Source organism: Thalassococcus sp., from assembly GCF_982780845.1.
This window is the reverse complement of record NZ_CEYADA010000006.1, coordinates 127862-144396: the sequence shown is the minus strand read 5'-3', so window position 1 is coordinate 144396 and position 16535 is coordinate 127862. Positions and strand designations below refer to the sequence as shown.

The 16535-nt window shown below is 55.9% G+C and carries 18 protein-coding genes, 1 tRNA gene and 1 other RNA gene; 12 read left to right on the top strand and 8 right to left on the bottom strand.

The features are described from left to right. The first annotated feature begins 2 nt into the window (after positions 1–2). Entirely contained in the window at positions 3–1244 is a 1242-nt protein-coding gene (locus AC4FIA_RS08815) for a glycosyltransferase family 4 protein (RefSeq protein WP_490365526.1), read from the top strand. Between the two features lie 246 nt (positions 1245–1490). Here AC4FIA_RS08815 and AC4FIA_RS08810 read toward each other — a convergent pair whose 3' ends face one another. Next, complete coding sequence (locus tag AC4FIA_RS08810) at positions 1491–1724, bottom strand: spike base protein, RCAP_Rcc01079 family (protein ID WP_490365616.1); 234 nt, start codon at positions 1722–1724, stop codon at positions 1491–1493. A 149-nt stretch (positions 1725–1873) separates the two neighbouring features. On the opposite strand from AC4FIA_RS08810, the gene AC4FIA_RS08805 reads away from it, so the two are divergent. The 3 genes from AC4FIA_RS08805 to AC4FIA_RS08795 are packed head-to-tail and all read left to right on the top strand — an operon-like array spanning position 1874 to position 4252. After that, positions 1874–2470, top strand: coding sequence for a sugar transferase (locus AC4FIA_RS08805; protein WP_490365525.1), 597 nt, complete (start codon positions 1874–1876; stop codon positions 2468–2470). Further along, entirely contained in the window at positions 2467–3114 is a 648-nt protein-coding gene (locus AC4FIA_RS08800) for an acetyltransferase (protein WP_490365524.1), read from the top strand. The genes AC4FIA_RS08805 and AC4FIA_RS08800 overlap by 4 nt, the downstream gene beginning before the upstream one ends. Positions 3115–3118: 4 nt before the next feature. Further along, positions 3119–4252: a DegT/DnrJ/EryC1/StrS family aminotransferase gene (locus AC4FIA_RS08795; protein ID WP_490365523.1), complete on the top strand. Its 1134-nt coding sequence runs from the start codon at positions 3119–3121 to the stop codon at positions 4250–4252. A gap of 158 nt (positions 4253–4410) precedes the next feature. Here AC4FIA_RS08795 and AC4FIA_RS08790 read toward each other — a convergent pair. The 7 genes from AC4FIA_RS08790 to AC4FIA_RS08760 all read right to left on the bottom strand — a co-directional run bounded on the left by AC4FIA_RS08790 (position 4411) and on the right by AC4FIA_RS08760 (position 10819). Then, a tRNA-Ser gene (locus tag AC4FIA_RS08790) sits at positions 4411–4500 on the bottom strand. Positions 4501–4580: 80 nt separating this feature from the next. Next, a complete protein-coding gene (locus AC4FIA_RS08785) occupies positions 4581–5300 on the bottom strand; it encodes an alanyl-tRNA editing protein (RefSeq protein ID WP_490365522.1) in 720 nt (239 codons plus the stop codon). Between the two features lie 115 nt (positions 5301–5415). After that, entirely contained in the window at positions 5416–6447 is a 1032-nt protein-coding gene (locus AC4FIA_RS08780) for a cysteine synthase A (protein ID WP_490365521.1), read from the bottom strand. Positions 6448–6507: 60 nt separating this feature from the next. Continuing rightward, on the bottom strand, positions 6508–7635 hold the full coding sequence (locus AC4FIA_RS08775; RefSeq protein WP_490365520.1) for a gamma-glutamylcyclotransferase: 1128 nt from the start codon (positions 7633–7635) through the stop codon (positions 6508–6510). Between the two features lie 3 nt (positions 7636–7638). Then, a complete protein-coding gene (locus AC4FIA_RS08770; protein WP_490365519.1) occupies positions 7639–8079 on the bottom strand; it encodes a TrgA family protein in 441 nt (146 codons plus the stop codon). Positions 8080–8087: 8 nt separating this feature from the next. Next, positions 8088–9296 (bottom strand): class I SAM-dependent methyltransferase, encoded by a 1209-nt coding sequence (locus AC4FIA_RS08765; RefSeq protein WP_490365615.1) that lies wholly within the window; start codon positions 9294–9296, stop codon positions 8088–8090. Between the two features lie 101 nt (positions 9297–9397). Further along, the gene (locus AC4FIA_RS08760; RefSeq protein WP_490365518.1) at positions 9398–10819 is read right to left on the bottom strand and encodes a cryptochrome/photolyase family protein; all 1422 of its coding nucleotides are present in this window, start codon (positions 10817–10819) and stop codon (positions 9398–9400) included. Positions 10820–11014: 195 nt separating this feature from the next. Here AC4FIA_RS08760 and AC4FIA_RS08755 point away from each other — a divergent pair, with 195 nt between their 5' ends. The 8 genes from AC4FIA_RS08755 (at position 11015) to AC4FIA_RS08720 (ending at position 16526) form a co-directional block, all read left to right on the top strand. Next, a complete protein-coding gene (locus AC4FIA_RS08755; RefSeq protein ID WP_490365517.1) occupies positions 11015–11371 on the top strand; it encodes a DUF4345 family protein in 357 nt (118 codons plus the stop codon). A 30-nt stretch (positions 11372–11401) separates the two neighbouring features. Further along, positions 11402–11753, top strand: a transfer-messenger RNA (tmRNA) gene (gene ssrA, locus AC4FIA_RS08750). A gap of 222 nt (positions 11754–11975) precedes the next feature. After that, positions 11976–13241, top strand: a complete 1266-nt coding sequence (gene chrA, locus AC4FIA_RS08745; protein WP_490365516.1) for a chromate efflux transporter — start codon at positions 11976–11978, stop codon at positions 13239–13241. Positions 13242–13320: 79 nt separating this feature from the next. Then, positions 13321–13812, top strand: coding sequence for an SspB family protein (locus AC4FIA_RS08740; RefSeq protein ID WP_490365515.1), 492 nt, complete (start codon positions 13321–13323; stop codon positions 13810–13812). Between the two features lie 156 nt (positions 13813–13968). Next, positions 13969–15363 (top strand): class II fumarate hydratase, encoded by a 1395-nt coding sequence (fumC, locus tag AC4FIA_RS08735; RefSeq protein ID WP_490365514.1) that lies wholly within the window; start codon positions 13969–13971, stop codon positions 15361–15363. Between the two features lie 128 nt (positions 15364–15491). Next, the gene (locus AC4FIA_RS08730; protein ID WP_490365513.1) at positions 15492–16088 is read left to right on the top strand and encodes a protein-methionine-sulfoxide reductase heme-binding subunit MsrQ; all 597 of its coding nucleotides are present in this window, start codon (positions 15492–15494) and stop codon (positions 16086–16088) included. Between the two features lie 39 nt (positions 16089–16127). Further along, a complete protein-coding gene (locus AC4FIA_RS08725) occupies positions 16128–16298 on the top strand; it encodes a DUF4169 family protein (protein WP_490365512.1) in 171 nt (56 codons plus the stop codon). Then, entirely contained in the window at positions 16299–16526 is a 228-nt protein-coding gene (locus AC4FIA_RS08720; RefSeq protein ID WP_490365511.1) for a ribbon-helix-helix domain-containing protein, read from the top strand. The last annotated feature ends 9 nt before the right edge of the window (positions 16527–16535 follow it).

Here is a 16535-nt window from a genome sequence, read left to right as displayed (position 1 = left end):
CCATGTCCGAACCCAACTTGCGCAAACCCCGTATCATATTGCTGATGCAATTCTATGACCCCGAGCCGGTCTATAAAGGGCAGGCCTTTGCGGAGGCAGTTGCACGAGCCGGCTACGATGTCGAAGTCGTCACAGGCTTTCCCAACTATCCGGGCGGGAAGGTCTACGATGGCTACCGGATTCGCCCGATCCTACGTTCGCAGAAAAATGGCGTCAGGATCACCCGCCTTGCTCTGTTTCCCAGCCACGACAGCAGCAAGCTCGGGCGGGTGCTGAACTATTTGAGCTTCGCGGTGAGCGCTTTCATCTACCTCACCTTCTTTGCGTGCCGCGCCAACCTGGTCTATGTGTACAGTCCACCGGTGACCGTCGGACTGGCCGCCGCCTCGGCCCGCTTGCTCCGTCGTTTTCCCGTGGTCGTAGACATCCACGATCTCTGGCCCGATACCTTGCCGGCGACAGGGATGCTGACCAACAAAAAGCTTCTCCAGATCGTCGATAAGGCCTGCAACTGGATGTATCGCCGGGTGCAGCACGTAATCCTGCATTCAAACGGCTTTCGCGAGCGACTGCTGGAGCGAGGCGTGCCGCCGGGCAAGATGACCACGATCATCGGCTGGACCAACGAGGCAGAGGCGTTGCAGGCCCCTCCGCCCGAAAAAATGAAGGACCTGCGGGGTCTCAAAGTTCTCTATGCCGGGAATATTGGGCCGGCGCAGGCGCTCGGGTCGGTGCTCGAAGCTGCGCGGCTCCTGCAGGACGCGGGCGAAGCCGATGCCGCCACGTTCTGCTTTCTTGGCTCAGGCGTGTCACGCGATGCTCTGGCAGATCGCGCCGTTGAACTGGGACTGACCAACGTCGCTTTCCTGCCGCGAGTGCCTCCAATCGAAGTCAGGGCTTATCTGGCGGCCGCCGATGCCCTGCTCGTACACTTGCGAGACGACCCACTCTTTGCGATTACCATGCCCTCCAAAGCGCAGGCCTACATGTTCGCAGGCCGCCCAATCCTGATGGCCGTGCCTGGTGAGGCCTCTAAACTGATTGAAACCGCACGAGGCGGATTGACACTGCCGCCCGAGAACCCGCAGGCGCTGGTTGACGCAGTCCGGCAACTCGTGGTCATGACCCCGGATGCGCGCGCCGCGCTCGGCGCGAACGCAAGCGCCTATTACTGGCAGCATCTGAGAATGGAAAAAGGAATTGATAAGTTTACCCAGCTTTTCGACAGGTTGCACCGCCCTTGACCGACCCATGCGCAGTATCGGCCGCGCCGCCAAGGTGGCTTGCGTAGCGTGAAGGCCATGGCCCGCCTTGTCGTTGATGTGTGCAACTGCATCGTCGGCCACGGTTTCAGCAATGTTCGCCCACGGTGTCGACGGATCGGGTGGGTCGCACCACCCCCCGTGGGACTACGCCCGCGAATAGTGAAGCAGGGGTCCAGAACCGGTATTGTAACGGCGCACTGGCTGCTGACAGATTACAGATCAACGTCATGCCAGTACCAGTGCGTGGATGCCAGTTGTGGTGGCGCCGCTGGAGCAGATCCGGCGTGTACCGGGCAGCAAAACCGAGAAATCCGCAACTTCGATTATACAGGATTGTCCCGTAACTGTAGGTATAACAATCGCCCCTTCGGTTTCAACATAGAGTGCGATTACGATAATCGGCAGGTCAGTGGCATCATCCGGCGTGACCGGAAGCGCGTCGGTCGCTGGACCATGAATGGAACGGGCTCAATGGGTAAAGGGTTTCATGCTGAAGTCTTTTCAGTGTGGGGGGGGTGTCGGCTCGCGCGGTTGAGGTTCAGGGCAAGTTCACTCAGAAAGGCTTCGTTCGGGTTGATAAACGGCTTGGAGCGTTGGGAGTTCATTAATTGATCAAACGTGCATTGGATATTTTGGGCGCAGCGATTGGGCTGATGGTTTTCTCCCCAATTCTGATTGTCGTTTCGCTGATGATCCGGCGCGAGATGGGTTCTCCTGTGCTCTTTCGCCAGACGCGGCCCGGTATGCATGGCAAGCCTTTTCAAATGTTCAAGTTCCGCACCATGCGTGACGCGATTGATGCCGATGGCCGCCCTCTACCTGATGCTGAGCGGCTTACCAAGCTTGGCAGTTTCCTGCGTTCAAGCTCGCTCGACGAGCTGCCTGAACTATGGAACGTGCTGATGGGCGAAATGAGCCTCGTCGGCCCGCGTCCGCTCCTGATGGAATACCTACCGCTCTATTCCCACGAACAGGCCCGCCGGCACGAGGTGCGCCCTGGCGTCACCGGCTGGGCGCAGGTCAACGGGCGTAATGCGATTTCATGGGACGAGAAATTCGCGCTGGATGTTTCGTATATCGACAACCGAAGCCTCTGGCTGGATCTGAAGATCATCTGGTTGACCATACGCAAGGTAGTCAAACGCGAAGGGATTTCAGCTGCAGGCGAAGCCACGATGCCCAAGTTCGAAGGAGAGAAGAGATGAACCTTTACGGCGTTTATGGCGCTAGCGGCTTTGGACGGGAAGTAATGCCTCTACTTCAGGCGCAGGTAGCAAACGACCCCGAGGCAGAGTGCGTTTTTGTGGATGATTCTGATACAGAAGACCTCGTAAACGGCCACAAGTGCATGACATTCGAGCAATTCCTCAAACAGCCCGCAAAAACCCGTGCTGTTACAATCGCCATCGGCAATGGTCGGATCCGCGAGGTGTTGGCTGAAAAATGCAAGGCTGCGGGCGTAAACTTCATTGGCGTGCTGGCAGGAAACTGCATGCTTCTCCACGAACAAAGAATTTCAGAAGGAGTGATCTTGTGTGGTTTTGCAACCATCACGTCTAATACAAAAATCGGTCGCCACTTCCATGGCAACATTTACTCCTATGTTGCCCATGATTGCGTGATAGGTGATTTTGTAACCTTCGCCCCTCGCGTGATGTGCAACGGAAATGTCTGTATCGAAGATCATGCCTATATTGGTACGGGCGCTATTCTACGGCAAGGCAACCCCGGCAAGCCCCTTACAATAGGAGCTGGTGCCATTGTCGGCATGGGAGCAGTCGTCACCCGCGATGTGCCACCGGGCGTCACCGTCGTAGGGAACCCCGCCAAACCTCTGATCAAAGACTAACTCTATGCGCATCTACCTCTCACGTCCCCATATGTCCGGCAATGAGGAGCGCCGTGTGGCCGAGGCTTTTGCGTCGAATTTCGTCGCGCCCATTGGTCCTCAACTCGACGCCTTCGAATCCACTGTGCGCGACTATCTCGGCGCGGATGTGCATTGTGTCGGTCTGTCGTCGGGCTCTGCTGCCCTACACCTCGCCCTTCGCATCGCCGGTGTCGGCTCAGGTGACGAGGTCTGGATTTCTTCCATGACATTCGCAGGAGGAATTTTCCCAGTAAACTACCTCGGAGCTACTCCGCGGTTTTTTGATCTCGATAGAGAAAGTTGGACTGTTGATGTCAAGATATTAGCCGACGAGCTGTCCAAAGCTGCGCAGAAGAACCGCCTGCCTAAAGCCATCGTGCCAACCGATCTATATGGGCAATCCTCTGACCTAAACGCGCTTGAAAAGCTAGCCGAACAATATGACGTCCGTTTAATCGTCGATAGCGCCGAAAGCTTAGGTGCTTCCTATAAAAACGGACGCAAGGCAGGCTCGGGAGGTGATGCAGCGATTTTATCGTTCAATGGCAATAAAATCATTACGACCTCTGGCGGCGGCATGCTGGTTACCCGCCATAAAAACTGGGCCGAAGAAGCCCGTTTTCTAGCGACACAAGCACGCGATCCCGCGTCACATTATGAACATTCCACTTTTGGATATAACTATCGGCTTTCGAACATCTGTGCCGCAATTGGGTTGGGGCAGATGGAGGTTCTCGATGCGCGCGTCGCACGCCGTCGTGAAATCTTTGCACGCTACCAATCGGCACTCACCCGTCCTGGGATTGCGTTCATGCCAGAACCTGAGAACACAAAATCATCCCGTTGGCTGACAGCTGTGGCAATCGATCCTGCAGTGACTGGTGTCAGTCGTGAAGACGTTCGCCTCATGCTAAACGAACATCAAATCGAGTCTCGCCCTCTTTGGAAACCGATGCATATGCAGCCGCTGTATTCGGGCTCTCAGTATCATGGAAGCGGTGTTGACGAACGTCTCTTTGAAATTGGTATTTGTTTGCCCTCAGGCAGCGATATGTGTGATGAACAGCAGGATGAGGTTATTCAACGTATCGTTCAATTACTGGATAGCGCGCAATAGACGGGACAAGTGTTTGATAATTTGGCCCTCACGGTCAGGCGGCAGCAAGCAACCAATATTTAAAAAACACTTCTTTATCCGATGAAAATGCAGTCTACGCTGGGACGTTAAGAGACCGAGCTTTACGCTTAAAATTATATGAAAAATATTGAGAATTATGGCGGAGAGGAAGGGATTCGAACCCTCGAGACGGTTCCCCGCCTACACACTTTCCAGGCGTGCGCCTTCGACCACTCGGCCACCTCTCCGTCGACCCGTCTAATGGAAACTGAAGGGTAAGTGCAAGGGGCGAATTGTCATAAATTTGAACAAAATCCACCTGCTAGCATCAACCGTCCAAAAGCAGGTTCACGCGGCGGTTCTGTTTGCCTTTGTTTTCAATTTTTCCGATACGGATACGCCCGATTTCGCCTGTGTTGGCGACATGTGTGCCGCCGCACGGTTGCAGATCTACGGTGCTGTCCCCTTCCCCGATCCGAACAAGGCGAATGCGTCCTGAACCACGTGGTGGCTGGACCGACATGGTTTTAACCATCTCAGGCTTCTCATCCAGTTCGGCTTCGGTGATCCACTCTTCGGAAACCGGCAGATTCTGGTCGATCAGCGCATTCACCGCATCCCCGATCGCCTGCTTGTCCGAGGGGGGCTCAGGCATCAGGAAATCCAGACGTCCCTTACCTTCGCCGATCGCACCCCCTGTAACTGGCAAGGGCAGCACAACGGACAATAGATGCAGGGCCGTGTGCACGCGCATGTGGGACATACGCCGCCCCCAATCCAGGCGTTGTTGAACCACGCGCCCTACCGGGGGAAGGGGTTTGGGTTCTGCGGGCACAAGGACGATCTGGTCGCCTTCGCCCTTCACTGTTGTCGCGATATCCCAAACCTGTCCATCCAGCAGCAACTGCCCACTATCGCCGGGCTGACCACCGCCTGTGGGGTAGAAAATGCTTTGATCGCAGACGATGCCCCCTTCCGGGGTATGGGCGGTGACCTGCGCCTCCAGAATGGATTGCATGGGGTTCTCACGAAAGACGGGTGTGGTCATTTTCTGTTCCTACGTCGGGACCAAAAGAAAAATCTGCGCCACGGGGGCGCAGATCATTCAAGCCATTTTATAGCTGTCAAAGCAAGTCGGGCCGGTACCCGATCTTGCTGACTTATCAGTCTTCAAAAACGCCGGGGATCGATGCCGGTGCGCGGTCCAACCATGACGGAACCGGCAAACCGCGGCCTGCAAGGAATTCCGGGTTAAAGAGCTTGGACTGGTAGCGGTTGCCGTAGTCACAGAGCACCGTCACAATCGTGTGGCCCGGTCCCATTTCCTGCGCCATGCGGATGGCGCCAGCGACGTTCACACCGGTCGAGCCGCCCATGACAAGGCCCTCTTCGGACAGAAGGTCGAATACGATGGGCAGCGCTTCGTGATCGGAAATCTGATAGGCGAAGTCTGGTTTGAAGCCATCAAGGTTCGCTGTGATGCGGCCCTGCCCGATCCCTTCGGTGATCGAGTCGCCTTCGGATTTGAACTCGCCCGTGGTGTAGTAGCTGTAAAGTGCGGCGCCCATAGGATCTGCAAGACCGATTTTAACGCCCTTCGATTGCAGCGACTCGGCCACGCCCGCCAGCGTACCACCTGAGCCGACCGCACAGATAAAGCCGTCAACCTTGCCGCCGGTCTGTTCCCAGATTTCCGGACCGGTGGTGGCGACATGCGCCATACGGTTTGCAACGTTGTCAAACTGGTTCGCCCAGATCGCGCCGTGCTTTTCGGTTTTCGCCAGCTTTTCAGCCAGACGACCGGAATAGCGCACATAGTTGTTGGGATTTTTATAAGGCGCGGCAGGAACTTGGACCAGTTCCGCACCTGCAAGGCGCAGCATGTCTTTCTTTTCCTGAGACTGCGTTTCAGGAATGACTATCACCGTTTTAAAGCCCATCGACGCGCCAACCAGCGCAAGGCCGATGCCCGTGTTGCCAGCTGTGCCTTCGACGATTGTACCACCGGGTTCAAGCAGGCCTTTTTCGACGGCATCCTTGATGATGTACAAAGCTGCACGGTCTTTGACCGATTGGCCGGGGTTCATGAACTCGGCCTTGCCCAGAATGGTACATCCTGTCATCTCGCTGGCTTTGCGCAGCTTGATAAGCGGCGTATTTCCCACGGCAGCGGCCAGATCACCCGCGATATGCATGACTGAATCCTTACTTGAGCGTTGTTCTTGAAACGGGTGTAAGCCGCGTGGCACCGGAACTCAAGCCGACCTGCGCAGCCGATCGCGTTCACGATCCAGCCAGTAAAGCATCATAATCAACGGAACGGCGTTGATCTCGCCTGTTTCGATCAACGACATGGCGTGATCAAAGGACACGATGTGGCTTTTGATATCTTCGTTTTCACTTAGCAGCCCGCCCAATAAGGACGGCTTTTCTGGCAGGTCCAGAAGCCCGACAAAGCAATGAAAAAACTCGGTCGAATAGCCGGGGGATGCATATGCCTTTGGCATGGCTTCGACGCGGCTGATGGACAGACCGGTTTCTTCCAGTGCTTCCCGCATTGCAGTGTCGGCTGGCGCTTCGCCGGCATCCACCAGTCCTGCGACAGGCTCCAACACCCACGGTGCGTTGTCACCACGGGCCAAGGGACCATAGCGAAGTTGTTCGATCAAAAGAACGCGATCTGTTTTCGGATCGTACGGCAGGATCAGCGCAGCGTCATAAGCGACAAAGGCCGCGCGTTTTAGAACATCGCTCATCCCGCCACTAAAACGCGGGTACTGGATTTCGATTTCCTGCAAACGGAAAAACCCGTCATAGCCCCCGCGTCTGCGGAACAGGGGAATGTCACCCTTGCTCTTGCGCGTCCGCAATGTTTGCGGCCCCGTATCGCGTGCCAGAATGCTGGCCCATGCGCGATCTGCAAAAAACGGACGCCACGGGCGGATTGTTTCGGGGTCTGTCTTGCCGAAATGATCCATGACCTCGGCGGCCGCGATCACCGTGATCTCGCCCCACTTCGCGACCCAGTCATCTAAGCGCCATGGGCCTTCAAGATCATAGGGCTGATCAGCGAAATAGACCTGAGCGGTCTCCGCACGTTCATCAACCGTGATTTTCACGGTTTCCAGACGGTAGCCAAAGCCACCTTCGTAAAAATCCAGCCGCGCGATATCCTGCGCGGACAAATCCCTGACCCAGATGCCGTCTGCAAAGGCATTACTGTCCGCAACCAGAACAGGAAAATCCGCGTCTTTGACAAGATAGCTGGCGTAGCCCGGCAAGATCGCCGGTTTCGCATTCAGATCCTCAATCGACCGCCCCAGCACGCGGGCAAGCAGCGGCAAGTGGCACAGCGTGCCATAGAAAAACAGCGATGACGGCATTGATTAATCCCAGCGGCGCTTGGTGTATTCGCCGGCCATTCCGATCACGACCATACCCACGGCAAGCACGGCAAAGATCTGCGGGTAATTGATGTATTCCCACAAATCGACGAACTGCCCCAGCATTCCGTCAATCGCTTCGAAAATGTTGTCGTATTTGGATTTGAAGGATTCCTGAACCATGAAGCCGATGGAATAAAACAGAAGAACCAGAAACACGGTCGACGCGACCGCTGTGATTCCGTTTGCGATACTATTCCAGATACCCCTGCCAGCCTGACGCCCGACAAGTTTCCACCCCATGGCAAAGGCAATGGCGGCGTTCGTGTAATCGAACCGCGACACGTCATAGGCCGAGGGAAGATTGGGTTTGACCATTTCCGATACCAATACGGCCAGTGCTGCTAGCAGGGCCCCACATATAAGTTTCGAAAATGTCGGCATCTCAATCTTTATTTTGGTCGCATTACGGTAATCTGGGTGACGTCACAGTTTCCGTAATTAAAAGTCGAAGAACAGGACGCCAAGTAGAAGTTCCACATTCTCCGGAACCGTTCGTCAAATCCTAACTTCTGAATCTCGTCCCATTTTTCGTTAAATGTGTCATACCAGCGACTGAGGGTCTGACCATAGCTGGGGCCAAACTCGATTGAGCCTTCAACATCCAGACCAGCCTTTTCAATCTCTTCGCGCAGAACGACGGGCGATGGCAGCATGCCCCCGGGGAAGATGTATTTCTGAATGAAATCAACACCCTTTCGGTAAACTTCCCAGCGGCGATGTTGGACGGTGATGATCTGGAACGTGCCTTTCGCACCGGGTTTCAGGCGATTTCGCACCGTTTCGAAATAGACGGGCCAGTATTTTTCGCCGACAGCTTCGAACATCTCGATCGACGCGATGCCATCGTAGCTGCCTCGCTCGTCGCGATAATCCTGAAGCTTGAATTCCACCTTATCTTGCAGCCCGGCCTTTGCGATCCGCTCTTGTGCGAACTTGAACTGCTCTTGCGAAATGGTCAGTCCGGTGACCTTCAGGCCGCGTTCTTTGGCAGCATATTCAGCGAACCCACCCCAGCCACAACCGATTTCCAGCACGTGATCGCCAGGTTTCACCCCCATCAGATCGACCATGCTTTCGTACTTTTGCATCTGCGCTTTTTCGAGGCTTTCCTGCCCCGTTTTGAAAAGCGCCGACGAATACGTCATCGTGTCATCCAGCCACAAACCGTAGAAGTCATTTCCCAGATCATAGTGGTAGGAAATATTCTTGCGCGCCTGACGCTTGGAGTTCGATTGCAGCCAGAACCGCAGTTTTTCGAACGCACGGACAAGCCCCTGCCCCGGAAAGCCGTCAAACACGTCGTCACCACCTGCGTGGATCAGATCAAGAAACGCCATCAGGTCGGGCGTCGACCACCATTCGTCCAGATAAGCATCGCAGAAACCCAGATCGCCTTCGCGGATCAGGCGCGCAAAAATGTCAGGGTTGTGAATTCTCAGCTCTGCCACAGGTCCGGGCTTTTTGCCCTCGGCACGGAAGCGGCGACCATCGGGTAAGACAAAATCGATGCGGCCGCTGTCCATGTTCTGCGCGATGTCGAACACGTGTTTGAAATACCGCGGCAGACCCGTTTGATTGGTCGTGTCTGTCAAAACCATGTCAGCCCCCTGTAGCGCGACACCGCCCACATTCTGGCGGTCAGTGTTAAGACCTAGGCTAAGCGGGGCATTGGTGGTCTGGCAAGCGTCCGTACTAGTCATTAAAAGTCCCTGTTTTCATAAGCATCAAGCGCCCGCTGCCGTCCTTTGTCGGCGGTCATCACGGGATCGGGGTAATTGTCATCAGGTGACAGCCCCCATGTTTTCGGGATCGCGTCGAAGTAAGCCAACGCATCTTCGTGCGGATTTTTGCGCCCCTCTGCGATCCATCGTTTGACGTATTTCCGGTCCTTGTCGAACTTGTCCAACTGGGTGACCGGATTGAACACGCGGAAATAGGGCGTCGCGTCCGGGCCCGATCCAGCAGACCACTGCCAGCCCATCGCGTTAGATGCCGGATCCCAGTCGATCAGGCAGTCCTCGAACCATTTGAGACCTATTTTCCAGTGACACATCAGATGCTTGCACAGGTAAGATGCAACGATCATGCGCCCACGATTGTGCATCCGCCCCGTGACGTACATTTCGCGAAGTGCGGCATCTACAAACTGAATGCCGGTGCGGCCATGCTTCCACGCCTGCACTTCGGCCTTGCGCTCGTCCGTGTTCCAAGGGAACGTGTCCCAGTCGGATTTCCAGTTCTCTGTCAGGATTTGCGGCGTGTGCCACATCAGATGATAGGCAAACTCGCGCCAGACGAGTTCTTTCAGAAACGTTTCAGCCCCCGCCTTGCCATCTTCTCGCGCACGTAACCCCGCATGCCAGCATTGACGCGGTGAGATTTCACCCAGCGCAAGGTTTTCCGACAGGTTCGACGTGCCGTCCTTCCAAGGAAGATCGCGGGTTTCATCGTAGCCTTCGATGATGGAGGCCACAAAGGCTCCCAGACGGCTGTGTGCCGCACTTTCCCCGACCCGCGCGAACCGCGCGACAACATCCGCCCCGCGATACATTGCTTTGCCTAATTGCAACTCAGACAAATCCTGACTGTCCGGCCATTGATCCGGCGCTGGGATTTTTCCAGGCGTGCTTAGCGCTTCGCTGATGTCGTTGGATTTCACGGCGCGCCAGAATGGCGTGTAGACCTTATAGTAACCGCCCTGCTTGGTTTCGACGGTCCATGGTTCAAACAGCAAATGGCCTGCATGCCCCTGCCCTTTGACGCCCATGTCCTCAAGACTGGACTTGACCGCTGTGTCACGTTCGACGCCTTCGGGGTCATACGTCCGGTTCCAGTGAACTTCCTTGGCACCGGTCTCCTTGGCCAAATCGCTTAGCACTTCCTTGGAAGGGCCCGATAGCACAATCAGGCGGCTGCCTTTGTCACGCAGGCTTTTGTCCAGATGACGCAGCCCTTGTTCAAGCCGCCATTTGGGTGCCGCGCCCAGCGCATCGACTTGCCAATCACGAATAAAGACGGGAATGACGGGGCCGCCGCACTCGACCGCGGCTGTCAAAGCCGGATTGTCACTAAGACGCAGGTCTTTGCGCACCCACCAAATTGCTGCAGTATTGTCCGACAAAGTGGCCTCGTTTCTTGGATAACAGTGCAAACTAGCACGTAAAATTCGGGGTCAATGCAGACCAACACACAAAATCGGCCATTTGTTCCGGCACGGCCCGCAGAATGCAGGGTTTAATGCACCGCCCCTGTCCAAAGCTTTGACACGCGCTAGGTTGAAACCCACGACGCATCCTTTCAGACAGGCACCCTGCCCATGGACATTATCAACATCATTCTGGCCGCGTTGACCGCGGTGTTTGGCGCATTCGGCTTTATCGCCCCGCGTTGGACCGCCTCGGTTCTGGATCTGGAACCGATCAGAACGAACATGGGTCTAAGCGAGATACGGGCCTCTACCGGTGGATTGTTTGTCGCTTTGGGCCTTGGCGCGATCCTGATCGGTACGCCAATGGCCTACGGGATGATGGGCATCGCTTATGTCGGTGCCGCATCTGGGCGCTTGCTGTCCATTTTTACGGATTCCCCGCCGCGTTCAAAGGCGCTGCTCTATTTTGCAATCGAAGCGGCATTTGCAGCTTGGCTGGTCGGTTACAACCTGATCGCAGCTTAATCGGGGATTTCACCAAAATTCCGGCTCACCCCCCTTTGCACCGCCAAACGAAGCCCTTATATTCACAGCGTTCCGCAAGGGACTATGGACATAAACGCGCTCGTAATAAGCGGATCGGACCCGGGGGCGGTACCCGGCGGCTCCACCAAAACTCCTTCGTTTGAGGACCATGGGGCCGAAATAGGATCGACGAACGTCTAAAGGGGTTTTGCTTTGTCCCGGTGAGATACCACCGTTATCGGTTCAAACAGTACAATTGCAAACGACAATCGTGCTCCGGTTGCTCTGGCTGCGTAAGCAGTTCGAGTGATCGATCTTTAAGCCCAGCCCTCTAGCAAGGTCTGGCGGGGTTCGCAGGCACCTGGCAACAGAAGCCTGCACTTCCAACACACTTGAAATCCTACTTTCACGCTGACACTGATCGCTTTTCAGCCCCGATCACGACGGTGAAAGAACTGCTGGACTTGGTCCAGCCCCTTCCCCTATCGCTTCACCATATGATTGAGACCAGCGATCCCTACATGCCCTCTTTGCCCCATGTCACACAGGCACAGGCATTTGCGATTTGCGATGCCCATTTCGCACGATCGAAGGAGTCCACCACATGAGTGCAAATGTTTTCGGCCCCCTGACCAAGGCCTTCGGACGTATCGGATTGCTGTCCTTTGGCGGTCCCGCAGCACAGATCGCTTTGATGCATCGCGTGATTGTCGAAGAAAAGAAATGGCTGGACGAACGCACATACCTGAATGCGCTCAGCTTTTGCATGCTTCTTCCCGGGCCTGAGGCAATGCAACTGGCCACCTACGTCGGCTGGAAACGCGCGGGCATTCTGGGTGGGCTGCTGTCAGGGCTGCTCTTTGTTCTTCCCGGTGCGTTCGTGATCGCGGTTCTTGCACTGTCCTATTCGATCTTCGGGGCCCGCCCCGAAGCACAGGCCGTTCTGGTCGGCATTCAGGCGACGGTCATTATGATCGTTTTGCAGGCCCTCTATCGGCTGTCCAAGAAAAGCCTACGCTCGACAGGCCTTTGGGCTGTCGCGCTTTTGTCGTTCTGCGCGATTTTCCTATTTGATCTGCCCTTCCCCGTCATTCTGATCCTTGCCGCGATGTATGGCGCAATGGCTCTCGGCACTCCGCCGACAACCGAAAGGGATTTTCCCGCGTCACTTCCGTTTTCCTTCAAGCAAACCGGCTTCTGGCTTGTGCTCTGGCTGGCCCCGTTGGCTGTGTTGTGGGCTATGGATCAAACGCTGTTATTCCAACTGGGTACGTTCTTTGCGAAATTGGCGGTTGTTACATTCGGCGGCGCCTACGCAGTTCTGGCCTACATGGCCCAAGAGGTTGTCACCATCCGTGGATGGCTAAGCCCCGAGCAGATGGTTGATGCGCTTGGTCTGGCTGAAACGACACCCGGACCCTTGATCCTTGTCACGCAGTTCGTCGGCATGGTGACAGGATACGAACATGCGGGCGTGGGGTTTGCACTGATCGCCGGGTTGCTGACGCTCTGGATGACGTTTGTGCCGTGTTTTCTGTGGATCTTCACCTTTGCCCCACATCTGGACCGCCTTCTTACCAGACCGCGACTGCAAGGTGCCCTAAGCGCCATCAGCGCCGCAGTGGTAGGGGTTATCCTGAACCTGTCGATCTGGTTCGCGCTTCACGTCTTTTTCGAAGACGTCCAAAGCCATTCCTTCGGGATCGTGTCGGTCACATGGCCGGTTCTGTCCAGTGTATCGGTTCCGACATTGCTGCTTAGCGCGCTTGCTGGGTTGGCCTTGTTCTGGCGGCAACTTTCTGTGCTGACGACGCTGGTTCTAACCGTAGTCGCGGGGCTTGGCCTGTACCACTTTGGCGTCATTGGATAGCACGATTTTTCAGCTTCAATGGCCTTCCGTTTCCGTCGGAATCGAATATTGTAAGCGCAACACTGAAGGGAACGACCATATGACCGGCGGAATTGACTATGGCAATCTGATGCATCGCGCGATGCGGGGCCTTATCCAAGAGGTTCTGGAAGGCGTTGCCAAGGATGGGCTGCCGCTGGACCATCATTTCTTCATCACCTTCGACACCGGCCACCCCGATGTCGAAATCGCTGACTGGCTGTCGGATCGCTATCCCGGCGAAATGACCGTCGTTATGCAACACTGGTACGAAGATCTGGACGTCACCAACGAAGGCTTTGCCGTCACGCTGAACTTTGGCGATGCGCCCGAGCGGCTGTATATCCCTTACGACGCGATCAAGACGTTTGTTGATCCTTCCGTTGAGTTCGGTCTGCGCTTTGAGTCGTCTGAGGAAGAGGATGCACAGCGTCCGCACCTGACAAATGCGGCCCCCGCAGAAGCAGAAGCCGAGGATGAGACCGACGAGCCTGAAGAAAAGCCGCAAAAGAAAGATGCGGATATCGTCAGCCTCGACAGCTTCCGCAAGTAAGCACGGCCGTTAGCGCAAGCACCCAGCTTTCGCTGAACTCCTTTAAAAATAGCGATGAAAAACATGTGATCAAAGCAGGCTTCCGCCTGCTTTGCGTTGAACATTTTTTGTTGCCCCGATAAACGGCATGCAATCGCATACAGAAAGGAGCGCCAAATGACCGCAACCCGCACCGAGACGGACAGCTTTGGCCCGCTTGAAGTCCCCGCAGACAAATACTGGGGCGCACAGACACAGCGTTCGATCATCAACTTCCCCATCGGATGGGAACGCCAGCCTGTTCCGATCATCCGCGCCCTCGGCGCTATCAAAAAGGCCTGCGCCCAGACAAACGTCGAATTCGGCAACATGGAGCCCGAAATCGGCGACGCGATCTGCCAAGCCGCGCAGGAAGTGATCGACGGCAAATTCGATGACAACTTCCCTCTGGTTGTTTGGCAAACAGGTTCCGGTACCCAGTCGAACATGAACTCGAACGAGGTCATCTCGAACCGCGCGATTGAAATTCTGGGCGGCGTGATGGGGTCCAAGTCCCCTGTTCACCCCAACGACCACTGCAACATGGGCCAGTCGTCGAACGACACGTTCCCCACCGCGATGCACGTGGGCATCGGTCTTCAGGCGCGTGATGTTTTGCTGCCCGGTCTGAACAAACTGGCGGCGGCGCTTGAGGCGAAATCGGATGAATTCAAAGACATCATCAAAATCGGCCGCACCCACACCCAAGACGCAACACCGCTGACACTTGGCCAGGAATTCTCGGGCTACGCGCATCAGGTGCGCAAGGGCATTGAACGGGTCGAAGCCTGCCTGCCCGACATTTACGAACTGGCGCAGGGTGGCACCGCAGTTGGCACCGGTCTGAATACCAAAAAAGGCTGGGACACCAAGGTCGCCGCGCGCATCGCGGAAATCACCGGCCTGCCCTTTGTCACCGCCCCTAACAAGTTCGAGGCACTGGCCGCCCATGACGCGATGGTCATGTTCTCGGGCGCGCTGAAAACCGTAGCCGCATCGCTGTTCAAAATCGCCAACGACATCCGTTTGTTGGGATCTGGCCCGCGGTCCGGTCTGGGCGAACTGATCCTGCCGGAAAACGAACCGGGATCGTCCATCATGCCGGGCAAGGTGAACCCGACACAGGCCGAAGCGCTGACCATGGTCTGCGCCCACGTCATGGGCAATGACGCGGCGGTCGGTTTTGCAGGCTCTCAGGGCCACTTCGAACTGAACGTCTATAACCCGATGATGTCCTACAACGTGCTGCAATCCATGCAGCTTTTGGGTGACAGCGTGTCGGCCTTCACCGACAACATGGTGTCCGGCATCCAAGCGAACGAGGCGCGGATCGACAAGCTGATGAAAGAAAGCCTGATGCTGGTCACAGCGCTGGCCCCCACAATCGGCTACGACAACGCGACCAAGGTTGCCAAGACAGCCCATAAGAACGGCACAACCCTGAAGGAAGAGGCGATTGCACTGGGCTTTGTGGACGAAAAAACATTCGACGAAATTGTCCGCCCCGAGGACATGATCGGCCCCAAAGACTGAACCATCAGTCTTCGCTGGAAAAAAATGATCGCGGTCTGAAAAGATCGCGATTTTTTTTCGACGGAAACACGACGGACGCACGTACAACCTCAGCTATTCGGTTTTAGCACGTAACCATGAGGCCCCTTATGTCCCGGCTTTCCCCCTATTGGCTTTGGATTGTTTTATCCCTGCCCGCGTTTGGTATGGCCTACGAAATTGCCACCTCGACCAACCCGCGCATCATTCACATTCTGCTTCATCCCACCGGCGAATTTTCCGCACGTTTCCTGATCGTCGCCATGCTGGCCACGCCGCTGTGCATGCTCTTCAAAGGCTGGCGCGGGCCGCGCTGGCTGCGGAAAAACCGCCGCTACTTTGGCGTTGCGGCCTTTGCCTACGCCGCCCTGCACACAGTGTTCTATATTTACGACGCAGCCACCATCGAACGGATGCTGCAGCAACTTCCCCGCCTGTACATCTGGACCGGATGGGCCGCCTTCGCGATCTTCATTCCTCTTGCGGTGACATCGATGGACTACTTCGTGCGCAAGATGGGCCCAGCATGGAAAACCCTGCAGCGCTGGACCTATCCGGCGGCGGTTCTGACACTGGTCCACTGGGCCGCACTGCATGACTGGCGCGATCCGACCGCAGCCATCGTGCACTTTACCCCCCTCGCGTTACTGGAAGCCTACCGCATCTGGTACTGGTATCTTCGTCCCAGTCGAATGTCCCCCGCATAGCACGCTGGACGAAGCGAACGGTTGAGGTATGATGGCGTTATGGCACAAGTCATCAACCTCAACCGTTTCAAAAAAGCCCGCAAGCGTTCGGAAGAACGCGCGCAAGCGGATGAAAATGCTATAAAATTCGGCCGGACAAAACATCAGAAATCGGTCGACAAAGCAAATAACGAGCGCGCAAAGCGCGATTTGGACGGTAAGAAGAGTTGAATGAGCGGACCACCTGTTAAACGATCCCTGACACTAAAAGGCCACCGCACGTCGGTTTCACTTGAAGATGAATTCTGGCTTGAATTCAGGCGCTTGGCCGAGAGACAAGAAAAACCCCTGAACCAGTTGGCGGCCGAAATTGACGCGGCCCGTGAAATCGACACGGGCCTTGCCTCGGCTATACGGGTTTATGTGCTGAACTCGCTCAAAGAACAGCTGAGCACCTAGCACAACTGG

What these genes read in the sequence shown, in the direction of transcription:
- AC4FIA_RS08785 (WP_490365522.1), bottom strand. Translation starts at nt 5,300, where the DNA reads ATGACCACACCCGTCTTTCGTGAGAACCCCATGCAATCCATTCTGGAG.
- AC4FIA_RS08800 (WP_490365524.1), top strand. Translation starts at nt 2,467, where the DNA reads ATGAACCTTTACGGCGTTTATGGCGCTAGCGGCTTTGGACGGGAAGTA.
- AC4FIA_RS08780 (WP_490365521.1), bottom strand. Translation starts at nt 6,447, where the DNA reads ATGCATATCGCGGGTGATCTGGCCGCTGCCGTGGGAAATACGCCGCTT.
- chrA (WP_490365516.1), top strand. Translation starts at nt 11,976, where the DNA reads ATGAGTGCAAATGTTTTCGGCCCCCTGACCAAGGCCTTCGGACGTATC.
- AC4FIA_RS08720 (WP_490365511.1), top strand. Translation starts at nt 16,299, where the DNA reads ATGAGCGGACCACCTGTTAAACGATCCCTGACACTAAAAGGCCACCGC.
- AC4FIA_RS08730 (WP_490365513.1), top strand. Translation starts at nt 15,492, where the DNA reads ATGTCCCGGCTTTCCCCCTATTGGCTTTGGATTGTTTTATCCCTGCCC.
- AC4FIA_RS08815 (WP_490365526.1), top strand. Translation starts at nt 3, where the DNA reads ATGTCCGAACCCAACTTGCGCAAACCCCGTATCATATTGCTGATGCAA.
- AC4FIA_RS08725 (WP_490365512.1), top strand. Translation starts at nt 16,128, where the DNA reads ATGGCACAAGTCATCAACCTCAACCGTTTCAAAAAAGCCCGCAAGCGT.
- AC4FIA_RS08755 (WP_490365517.1), top strand. Translation starts at nt 11,015, where the DNA reads ATGGACATTATCAACATCATTCTGGCCGCGTTGACCGCGGTGTTTGGC.
- AC4FIA_RS08775 (WP_490365520.1), bottom strand. Translation starts at nt 7,635, where the DNA reads ATGCCGTCATCGCTGTTTTTCTATGGCACGCTGTGCCACTTGCCGCTG.
- AC4FIA_RS08795 (WP_490365523.1), top strand. Translation starts at nt 3,119, where the DNA reads ATGCGCATCTACCTCTCACGTCCCCATATGTCCGGCAATGAGGAGCGC.
- AC4FIA_RS08770 (WP_490365519.1), bottom strand. Translation starts at nt 8,079, where the DNA reads ATGCCGACATTTTCGAAACTTATATGTGGGGCCCTGCTAGCAGCACTG.
- AC4FIA_RS08765 (WP_490365615.1), bottom strand. Translation starts at nt 9,296, where the DNA reads ATGGTTTTGACAGACACGACCAATCAAACGGGTCTGCCGCGGTATTTC.
- fumC (WP_490365514.1), top strand. Translation starts at nt 13,969, where the DNA reads ATGACCGCAACCCGCACCGAGACGGACAGCTTTGGCCCGCTTGAAGTC.
- AC4FIA_RS08740 (WP_490365515.1), top strand. Translation starts at nt 13,321, where the DNA reads ATGACCGGCGGAATTGACTATGGCAATCTGATGCATCGCGCGATGCGG.